Here is a 10,961-nt window from a genome sequence, read left to right on the forward strand (position 1 = left end):
AATACAAAATGAAGAAAGAAAATGCTGATTATCAGAAAGATAATACAACGTATGCTTCATTAAAGAGAATGGATGAATATGCTTGGTTAAAAGAAGTTGAAGATCAATCACTTAGCCAAGTTGCCATTGATTAGAATACATTCCAATCTAATTTTAGCTTTCTAAAATTTAAAAGTAAGAAGTATTCTAAAAAGTCATATCGAACCGCTATGGGAATAAAAGTAAACATTATCTACTTTTACGTATCCAAAGTTGGCTGGGTAAAAATGACTGAATAGTTACGTTTCAAAGGTAAATTAATGAATGTAACCATTATCAAAGCGAAATCTGGTAAATAAATATTTTGCCAGGTTTTTAGTTGACACTGAAAACTTCAAAAAAGAACCTCTGACTGAATCAATTGGTTTTGATTTAGGTCTTACTCATTTCTGTGTCACGTCCCCAGATGAAAAGATAGGGAATATGAAATTCTATAGTTCATTAGAAAAACGTTTAGCGATAGAACAACGGAAGCTTTCAATACGCTTTGAAGTAGCGAAAAAAACAATCACAAATTAAATGCGTGTAAAAACTATTAAAAAAAATTGAAAATGGCACGTACCCATGAGAAGATTTCTAACCACCGCAATGGCTTTTTACACAAACTGTCCTCAAAAATAACTGATGAAAACCAAATCATTTGTATTGAAGATTTAAACGTCAAAGAGATAGTTAAAAATCATAAGTTAGCTAAATAAATAGCAGATGTATCTTGGAGTGAGTTTGTTAGACAATTGGACTACAAATCAGCATGGAAAAGTTGTATTTTAGTTAAGATAGACCGATTCTATCCTAGATCACAAATTTGCTCTTCTTGTGTTCATTTAGATGAAAAAAAGAATTACATGTTCACGAATGGGTTTGTACGAAATGCGAAACATCATGATAGAGACATCAATGCTAATATGAACATTAGAAACGAAGGACTTTCGGGGATAACTTAGTAAATTTACGTCCGTTAGGACGTATTACCTAAGGAACCAAAGATTTTAGTCGTGGGATGTCAGAGAATATGAGAAAAAATATCTTTAAATAATGTCGTTTTTCTAAATCTTCGGACACACTTTTTACCAACAGTAGAGAAATGTGGGATAGGATCATCGAATGAATAACATGAAAACCAATGATAATCAGCATTTGTTTCAACGTCTTTAATTGTTTATCTCATAGAACGGATACCAAATAAATATTGGATAAATACTAATTTAACTATGACCACTGGATCAATACTGGACGTTCATAGATCGAATACGTGAATTTTATAATGGGATAAATGAAATCAAACTGAAACACAGCATCATATCTTTCTAACTAAGGGATCTTTTGGTATAAGACCATCAATTGTAAACGTAGCAAATTGATATATATCATTAATCAATTGTTTTATTAATCAGTAGAATTAGTCCCATAATAGTTTATGCAATTAGTATAAAACAAAAAACTGCAAACAACCCTCCCAATTTAGGAGTTTGTCTACAGTCTTAAAATACTTACCTTTTATGTTTTCAATAAAAAATAAAACAATAATTATATATCATTGATTGATTCATAAATAGTTTTTTCTACGTTTTCAATAGATATAGGTATTATTTTTGTTTTTTTTGTATCTTTTCCTAAAGAATATAGTTGGTTATCGCAAAATACTATTCTTTTACCATTATATAACCATTCATCTTCTAATTCATCTAAACTATGATAAATAGTACCACTAATATCACTTTCAGAAAAAAACTTTTGTATTATATTTCTAAAGTATAGATATCTAATATCACTACTCGCTACAATAATAATTTTCTTTCTCTGTATCTTCAAAATAATATATTTTATTATATTATTCAAAGAATGTTGTTCACATAGATGCGCTAATTCTATGCAGTTAAAAACTTCTTGTACTTTCATACAAGCACAGACTATATCTTCTTCCTCAGCGTAACCTGTAGGAGCCACCCACTTCGATATGCTTATATCTACTCCATTATGGATAGTCGTTGAACTTTACTCTATTCGAGTCTTAGCTGCAGATTGCCCATTAAAAAATACTTAGGATTTAACCTTATATCATCTAATAAATTTTTTCTGCTTTCGCAACATTCACGTTTGTATTATTTCATTACTACGTTGTAGTTTTATCAGCTTTAGGGTTTCCCTGCAATTCGAGTGGTTATTAACACGCTAATTTCTCAACATGTAGACTATCTAAATAATAATCTAAATACTCATTAGAAATAATTAAACTAATGCCTATTGTTAACTCATGAATAATATTAGAATTGAAATATCTATCTTTGTTGTTTTTCGACCATAAATCTAGACACCTCAGTAACCTTTGCTTTATTATTTTTTGTTCATTATTTAAAATATAAATAGGGGTATGAATATATTGTTGAACGTTTCCAAATAGAGTACGAGCAAAGTTAATAAAACATTTTTTAAAAACTAAGCTTTCAAATATAGCAGTACCAAATTTTATTTCTAAAATATTTTTTAACTCAAATAATTCTTGATTTTTCAAAATAATAGTATTATATGCAATTTCAAAATCCTTCAATAAATGCTCAACATTATTTGATAAATAGTATTTACTAAAAAATAAAGAATAGATATATAGTAATTCATTTTCTGACATTTTAATATTACAATTTAGTTGTTCTATTCCTTCTGACAATATTTTAAACAATGGTTGTTTTTTAGCATTTTCTCGATCTAATTCTAAGAATGTTACAGAATATTTTTTGCAACGTATAAATCCTATTTCTATTCCACGATAAATTAAAAATTTATCAAAATCTGTATATTTCCTATTAAAAAGTTTTTTCTCGACATAATTAATTAGCTTATAGGAAAAGCTCTTAATATTCCCATACCTTACTCTATAGCCATTCCAATCAGTTAAACTTACAAGCATTATTATCATATAACGGTAATCTAACTCTGGAATACATATATGGTTGTTTACTACATAACCATAATAATCAAAGAATTCCAAAACATTATTTTTTACTTTATAAGCTTTACTCAATGAAATATGATCCTTTTCAGCCAAGTCTAAACTAGAAAAATCTCCTTCAAAAAAATGACTCAGTGCTTTCAAAAAATAAGAATCAGAATATATTATTTGAATAATATCTGTTATATTTGTACCTTCCTTAAAATAAACAATAAAATAATTTCTTTTTTTGTACATAACATCGATAAAATCAATTATCTTTACAGAAATTTCATTCAAATCATTCACTATGGTACCTGGACAAACTTCTAAAGCTTTACTTGCTTCATGAATATTAATTTCTTGAAGATCATATAATTTTTCACACAAATAAACTTGTCTATATATATTTTTCTCCAAAAAATTCCCTAACAATGTGATCCCCTCCTAATATTGTCAGAGTGTCAAATATATTTTTATTCAATAATTGTTTATTACCTAGCACTTAACTTAAACACTCATCAAAAATATTTTACTACTTTTGATTATAAGTACAATATATTTTATTCATTTAAATCATTAATATGTGAACTACTCACCACTTAGCTAAATCTGACGTTCTTGATCCTTAGAGTAAAATTTTCTTGAGAATAGAGTATATTTTTTAGCTTCAAATAGATTGATCTCTTTCTTCTTAGAGAATAACACACGTCTTAACAACTTATATTGTTCACTTTTAGCTTCTTTGCCGTTTTTTGATGTGAAATTATTATTATCAATTTCTTGTCCATCAGAAGAAATCACAAAGCCAGTAATACACAAGTCAATGCCAATTGCATTATTAGTATTAAGTAATTCTCTAACTTCTTCTTTGCACAACAAAGAAACATAGTATTTCCCACTTGAGTGACGTGAAATTGTAGCAGATTTGATCATCCTTTTTGGTTTCCTATAAAGTTTAATTCTGATTAGGGATTTCAATTTAGGAATTTTAATGTTTTATAATCTGGGATAATAAAACCCATTAAGTTGTATTTCTTATTCTAATTTAAATTAAATAGCATGACACAAAAGACAATCTTTTGCTAAGTCTATAATGATGTATCCAAGTCTAGATGATTACATTCTTAAGAAAGAATACATTTTCTACTTTTTATAATAAATGTTTATAAAATAATTCGTCACAGTGTTAATCTGCTTTTCATAAATATTAACATTCAGATGAAAAGTTATATATCCATAATATATTTAGAACATTTATCGTAAAATCCTTGAAAAAGAAGAATAACGAACTACCTATATTAAGTAGTTCATTATTCTTCTTTTATTATAATATAATATTTTAAGTTAAATACCCACGCTATTAAAAACAACCCATATAAAATAAATAAAAGTAATATTAGGCTTTAAGTATCCATATTATTTAGAATAATCTTTTTATAGTTTTTAATTTCTACAATAAAATCATTCACTTTTTAAATTTTTGGATAACTATCCATGAGATTTAACATGTAATTTAATAATATATATCTTTAATACATTTTGTTCAATCATTGTAATTTATTCAGTAAGTAACGAATAAAGAAGAATACAAAAGTTATTGAACTAACTAATAAAGATAGAATCATCGTAGTTGGATAGGTAGATGAAACTTCAACTATAGTTCTTTTTCCCTTACCTTTAATAGACACTAAACCATTGTCATTTTCTATGGGAACATTTTTTCCATTTACTTTTACAACGGTCCCCCAATAATTGAATATAGGTAATGTGATTTTTTTTTCATTCTCACCTTCTACCGTATAAACTATTTTAGAATTATAATCTTTGTGGGACGCATTCTCCCATCGATCACCAACTTTTACTTCATGTTTCTTTAAATGATCTTTGTATTTTAATGCATCTAATGGTGCATAGTCATAAAGTCCTCCAGTTCTTGAAGTTGTATAACGTGTAACATCTTTTTTGGTCATAATTAAACGACCTTTATATGACTGAATTTTGTGTGAATAATTTGCTTCTGTTGCTATAGTCACAGTAAAAATAAGAAGAACCATTCCTACAAGGCTCCACATACTTTTTTTGTTGCTTGTTTTCCACTTTAAAAACACTATGGTTAAGATCAATGAACCAAAAAGCACTTGAAAACCCAAGATTCTCCAAGGAAATTGAATGATTTGAATAGGTGTTTTTTGTAAAAACTCCCATGGAAAAAGATTCGTTGATAAAAACCAAGTGGTCACTGCACAAAAATAAATAATCTTTTCTTTATTGGCAAATTTTTTTAAAAAGAAAAGTGGAAGAACCAGTGAAATCATACCAATTGTTCCCATTGTAAACGTAACTAAATCATTATTTACTGCACCGATTAAACTATCAGAAATATTTAATGCCCTTTCTTGAAGGTTTGTGCGAAAAGGACGATTAATTTTTTGATATAGGACTTGTTGTAACATCGGATACCAAACGTAAGCTGTTAAAAGAATGGTCCAACCAACAGCTTTTATCATATTTAATATCAGATCCGACATTTCTTTTTTCTCTTTTCGATTAGAGAAAAGAGAGCCGATAAACAAGAAGCCAATAACAAGCACACTCATAAAGGTGGAGAGAACATGGGTATAGATCAGTAAACTCATACTGATAGCTAAAGGAATCACGCAGTTCTTTCTTTCAAAAAGAAGATTATATGTGTAATACAAGACAACTGGTATAATTGTCAGAGCAATTGACTCTGAAATTGCAGAACGCTGATATATATCAATTAAACGATAACCATAAAAACTATATAAGCAGCTAAACAGAAAGGCAGCGTCAATTCTTTGGAAAAATTTTTTACCATAATAATAAATTATTATAATTGTACAAACATTAAGTACCCAAACATATAAGATATAGCTTAAGATTAGGTTATTTGTAATCCAATAAAAAATTACAGCCGGAAACAGTGTGAGATATGGATAAAAAAAGTTTACTCCCCCACCATAACTATTAAATGTGCTAAAATTAACCGGACCTAAAAATATAGAGGACAATCCTTTTATTCTAGAAAAATGAAATGCTAGGTCCCCTGTTGTTGATATTTTTTGTGTATCATTAAAAAATAAGAAAGAATAAAGACTAGCAATAACCACAAGTAATACAGGTAATCCTATTTTTTTATTTATTTTCAAAACGTTATTATTTTCCCTTCCATAAATACTTAATATATTTATTATTAATAACATTCATAATTTTAACAAATATGAGTTATTTCTGTCATTTAATCTTTTTTATTCCCATTAAAAAGCCATATATATTTTTTTAAGTAAATATTATTTTATTATATAAATAATTCAATCATGAGCAATAAATCATAAATTATATAATGATTATAGATAATAAAAAGAACTGGAGCACTATCTTTAAACAATAGTACTTTAGTTCTTTTTGATTATTATCTAACTTTATTATTCATTCCCCACGCTTTGCGAAGTGAGTCTTCAGTATCTTTTTTTATCTGTCCAGTAGTTCTTACTATTTCTCCATGATCATCTAACTCTGGAACGATTGGGTACTTTTCTCTAAATAAATCTAATTCTTTCACCACGTCATTAAATAAGTCCTGCTTATCTTCTTGCGTAAGGTTTTGCTTGATATATTCATCCAAGGCTTTTCTCAATAATTCATCTCTAGTCATATTTGTTTCATATTTTTCTACCAAAACTCTGGAAGTAGCATTTAACAGAGTTGACAGTTTTAAAGGATGCTTAGTTGAATAGACTTTATCAAACTTTCTGATTGGTGCACCAACTTTTTTGACCCTTCCTCTCTCCTGCCTTTCTATATTTAAGGAAGCTTTTCTTTCTTGAGACTGTCGTACTTTAAGTTGCTTATTTTCAGTTGGAGTAGTTTCTTGCTGCTTTTTCTTTGCTTCTGCTTCTTTTTTTATCTTGGCAAGCCCTTTGTTGTTTCCAAAAATATCTAGTCCTTTGATATCAGCCAATTACTCCACCTCCGCATACCAATTCTCGTGCTCTTCCAGTTCTTTTAAAATACTGATAAATAGTTCATGGCTTTTTCGATCCCATTGTTTTAAAAGACCTTTTTTTGTCTTCTCCATCGTAATGCCTGAACCATCATACCGTTTTAAACGTGCATTTTTTAGTACAACGTTTTTAATCAAATGTTCCCCATAAATTTCTTTAGCTTGTTTATACATTTCTTGGTCCACTGCGTCGCCACTTTCTAGCATGAAAGGAATCACACCAGCAACGTATAAGTTCGTATCAAATTCTTTCACAAAAAAGTCCATATACTCTAGGTATTGCATCGCATTTCTCATCGATTTTACTTGGGTCTGTAAAACAACGATTGCCCAGTCTGCGATGTACATTGCGGATTTACTATACACAGATATTGAAGGTGGGACATCTAAATAAATGACATCAAATTCATCAAATAATGGCTCTAGCTTTTCTTTCATGTATTTAAATTGGGATAATGAATCATTATATTGTTCTTTGATCCAATCATCATACATTTCAAACGACATATCTGCCGGAAGTATATAAAGATTATCAATAACTTTATAGACAGCGTCTTTAGGTGGAAGATTATTGATCAATACATCAGTTACGGTATTTTCGTAAACGATTGGTTCACCATCTCCCCCGCCTTCCTCTTCAGTGAAATTCATATGTGTCAAGTTCATTACATCAGAAGTATTTCCTTGCATATCCAAGTCAATTATCAAGGTTCTTTTTCCTTCATTAACTGCTGATTCAAAACCTAACATCTGCGCGCACGTACTTTTACCTACGCCACCTTTAAAATTACCGATTACATATTTTTTCGCTACCACGTTCCTACCTCTTTTCTTTTACTAATATTATGTTTAATACTATTATAACATATTTATTTTTAGTTACTACCACAAAAAAGAGAAATATGTACTACCTTATAATTAATAAGTGAGAGGTAGTACATAAATAAGAAAAAGATGAAATATATTGATTTATAGCTTTCCTCAAAGTAATGCCGTTATTTAAGAAGTTTCCAATATATATTGAACTTCCTCTTTAAAAACACAAAAATAAATACTACCTTATTTAGGTAGTATTTATTAAAAGATACGTCAATTTTGATTAAAAATATACTACTTGAATCTCTCATAACTAAAGTCACAAAATTTTTGGGAATAGAGCATAGTTGATATCTTATTTTTTCACTAATAGCAATGTCTCTTATTAACCAAACGATCCCCGTAGTTCCTATGGTTCTTAATTTTTCTCTAGACTAATAATTGTATCTTTAGACCTTCGGTGATAACATGGAGTAAAATAAAAAAACACTAGGTATTATATACTAGTCTTCAGTAACCGACGGTTTTAGAATAAACTAGAGTGTACTCTCCCATCTATTCACTCCAGCCATATTTTCCAAAAGCTTTTACCATTTCAATTTCTGAAACTTTTAACCCTTTCTCAAAGTCCTGAAAACTTTCTTCAATCGATTTGCGATCGTGTTCTTTTGCTATTTGAGTAGTGTCTAATATGAATAAATTGCCTTCTTGTTTTGCTTGGATAGTGTCTCCGTTTTTTAAACCAAGAGAACTTGGAAGGATCACTCCCACGCTATTGCCGATCTTTCTAACCTTCAGTTCTTTGCCATGTTATCACGCTCCTTCTAGCTTTTGATGAATAAGTTATAACACGTTATAACTTCAATTGCTAACGGTGCTGTTTAATGGGTATCATTCCGTATTATTATTTGATAAAATAAGAAACTTAGAAAGCTGAAAACATATAAAAACTCTATCAGAATACTAGCGAACTATTCATCCTTCCATTAACATCCATTTAAGTATTTTTTTTATTATATATATAGGTTTAACATATGTCGTTTGATTGATATAGCTAAAGTTATAATTCAACTGAAGTCAATTCATCTACACTAATAAAGTCGCGGCTATTCTCGGATAATCTATAAAAAAGAAGCTGTTCTTCTTAAGAACGACCTCAAATCATTAGATTATTTTTTTCAAATATTCATAAAAATTGTTAAGTATTCCACGTAACAATACTGGAATAACTTTATTTTCTTGAATCTCGTAATAAACTCTATACGTGGTACCCGCATACTTAAATCCATTAGACCAAATATCTGATAAATCTCCAGTTTTTTGTTCTCCCTTATATGGATCAATCGCAATTTCATAACCAACCTATAGAGGATAAGCGACTTCTGCCTAATTACGTTAAAAAATATTGAAAGTAACTCTATGTAGCAAAAAATATCCAGAATTTCATTTCCTTAAAACTGATCGAGATTGTATCTAAAAATATATACTACCGTTTTTAGGTAGCATATATTAAAATATGTACTTTTGTTGGAAAAATCACTACATAAATTATTATATTGGTATATATCATTTATATATTTCGGTTATGCTATAACAGTCTTGCTATCTGCTACCCCGGCCTAATCTGGCAAGGGGAGGAGAAGATATAATGAAATACCTTTTTGATTTTGTTTTTGCAATTCTGGCAGAGGTAGCTGCACACTATATCTGCAAATGGCTTGATTGCAAAATTGCCAAAAAAGACAGTAAGCCTACCCATTAATTCTATAATATAGAAACGTAAAAAGGCCCCATCAGCCTGCACGCTGGTGGGGTTTGGGGATATAATGAAATACCTCTTTGTTACTTATAATTATATCATAATTAGTCACGAATGTAACGAATAGAAAAAACTATTTAGAACGGTAGATCATCATTGCTAATATCAATCGATTGTCCATCAAATGGATTTTGTGAAGCATTAAATAAATTGTTATTAATTATCGCTGCTTTTAACTAAGCCTCTCTCCTTCTATTATAAAAGAAGATATATATTATTTCTTAATTACCTACTACCTTAAACTGAAATTTAAATACTACTTAAATTTCAGTTTAAGGTAGTATTTAAATAATCTAAAAAAGTTATCTCAATTGTTATGCTTACATAATACGATTTTAAAAAAAAAGAATAATATATAATTAAACATTACCTTTAAATGGTAGTATTTAATTGTATAAAAACAAAAAATATTTATTCTATTCTCTTAACTTCAATTAAATTATGCTGCACACCTTTATATAAATCATATGCAACTCATTAGCTAAATAAACTACATGCATGTAGTTTTATTTCTTAATTTAATACTACCTAAATAAGGTATTATTAAATTAAGAAGTGTATATATTTAAAAATTTAAGACTATTTTTTATGAGTTATGCAAATTTATCCGATGTTTTTCTTATTATAAACTACCTATTTTAGGTAGTTCTTATTTTTTTACATATTAAGTAGTATTTAATTGTAATTTGGTAGTATTTTTTTATTATCTTATTCCATTAAAGGTAGTACATAATATAAATAATGGTAGTATATAATTTAAGTATTAATGGTAGTATATAATTTAATAGGTAGTATATAACTACTTTAAAATAATTTTTTTCAGATTTACACGGTAGTATATAATTAAATAATCTGATTTTAATGGTAGTACATAATTATTATATATATCTGTTATTGGTAGTACTTATTGTATTTTTTAGTAGTATATAATCTATTGTTTTCTAGTCTAAATCTTTGTTTTATAAGAATAATGCAATACATACTACCTAAATAAGGTAGTATGTATTGCTAGTAAAGGTAGTATGTTTTATACGCATTAGGTAGTTCTTAATTTATTTTTTGTTTTAACGATGGTAGTACTTAATTATCTTTCATTTTAAAACTAAATTTTATTCATATGTCATTCTGGTAGTATTTAATTATAAATAATATTTATTTAAAGTAGTTCTTAATAACTTAAAAGGTAGTACATAATTAATTTTATTTATGATTTTAGGTAGTATTTAATTAAAAACCGGTTTTAATGCGTTTGCATTTTTTATTTATCTTTGCTATTTTCGAAAAGAATAGGTAATTTTACATAAATAAAACAATGTGAAAGTAGAGGATCTACA

General features: G+C 28.1%; 10 protein-coding genes and 3 pseudogenes. 3 read left to right on the forward strand and 10 right to left on the reverse strand.

The window, feature by feature from the left end; all coding sequences use genetic code 11:
- Positions 1-8 precede the first annotated feature (8 nt).
- From IGK81_RS13785 to IGK81_RS13795, 3 genes are all read left to right on the forward strand, one after another.
- Complete coding sequence (locus IGK81_RS13785) at positions 9-134, forward strand: hypothetical protein (protein WP_371320420.1); 126 nt, start codon at positions 9-11, stop codon at positions 132-134.
- 456 nt (positions 135-590) lie between these two features.
- A complete protein-coding gene (locus IGK81_RS13790) occupies positions 591-737 on the forward strand; it encodes a transposase (protein WP_371320419.1) in 147 nt (48 codons plus the stop codon).
- Complete coding sequence (locus tag IGK81_RS13795; RefSeq protein WP_371320421.1) at positions 738-983, forward strand: zinc ribbon domain-containing protein; 246 nt, start codon at positions 738-740, stop codon at positions 981-983.
- Between the two features lie 62 nt (positions 984-1,045).
- Here the strand turns inward: IGK81_RS13795 and IGK81_RS13800 are convergent.
- The 10 genes and pseudogenes from IGK81_RS13800 to IGK81_RS13845 all read right to left on the reverse strand — a co-directional run.
- Positions 1,046-1,426: pseudogene (locus IGK81_RS13800) on the reverse strand (transposase); the annotation flags it as partial.
- Positions 1,427-1,566: 140 nt separating this feature from the next.
- Positions 1,567-1,986, reverse strand: coding sequence for a hypothetical protein (locus IGK81_RS13805; protein WP_412003965.1), 420 nt, complete (start codon positions 1,984-1,986; stop codon positions 1,567-1,569).
- Positions 1,987-2,203: 217 nt separating this feature from the next.
- Positions 2,204-3,400, reverse strand: a complete 1,197-nt coding sequence (locus IGK81_RS13810; protein ID WP_181933562.1) for a helix-turn-helix domain-containing protein — start codon at positions 3,398-3,400, stop codon at positions 2,204-2,206.
- Positions 3,401-3,604: 204 nt separating this feature from the next.
- Positions 3,605-3,961 (reverse strand): annotated as a pseudogene (locus IGK81_RS13815) (RNA-guided endonuclease TnpB family protein); the annotation flags it as partial.
- 554 nt (positions 3,962-4,515) lie between these two features.
- Positions 4,516-6,138 (reverse strand): hypothetical protein, encoded by a 1,623-nt coding sequence (locus tag IGK81_RS13820; protein ID WP_306690545.1) that lies wholly within the window; start codon positions 6,136-6,138, stop codon positions 4,516-4,518.
- Between the two features lie 263 nt (positions 6,139-6,401).
- Positions 6,402-6,950: a hypothetical protein gene (locus tag IGK81_RS13825; RefSeq protein ID WP_412003966.1), complete on the reverse strand. Its 549-nt coding sequence runs from the start codon at positions 6,948-6,950 to the stop codon at positions 6,402-6,404.
- Entirely contained in the window at positions 6,951-7,808 is an 858-nt protein-coding gene (locus tag IGK81_RS13830) for a ParA family protein (protein WP_143715950.1), read from the reverse strand.
- A gap of 555 nt (positions 7,809-8,363) precedes the next feature.
- Positions 8,364-8,606, reverse strand: a complete 243-nt coding sequence (locus IGK81_RS13835; protein ID WP_306690562.1) for an AbrB/MazE/SpoVT family DNA-binding domain-containing protein — start codon at positions 8,604-8,606, stop codon at positions 8,364-8,366.
- Between the two features lie 366 nt (positions 8,607-8,972).
- Positions 8,973-9,158, reverse strand: a complete 186-nt coding sequence (locus tag IGK81_RS13840) for a type II toxin-antitoxin system RelE/ParE family toxin (protein ID WP_306690561.1) — start codon at positions 9,156-9,158, stop codon at positions 8,973-8,975.
- A 546-nt stretch (positions 9,159-9,704) separates the two neighbouring features.
- Positions 9,705-9,785, reverse strand: a pseudogene (locus IGK81_RS13845) (single-stranded DNA-binding protein); the annotation flags it as partial.
- Between the last annotated feature and the right edge of the window lie 1,176 nt (positions 9,786-10,961).

The sequence above is a fragment of the Enterococcus sp. DIV0703 genome, assembly GCF_051711065.1.
Classification (GTDB): Bacteria; Bacillota; Bacilli; order Lactobacillales; family Enterococcaceae; genus Enterococcus_B; species Enterococcus_B hirae.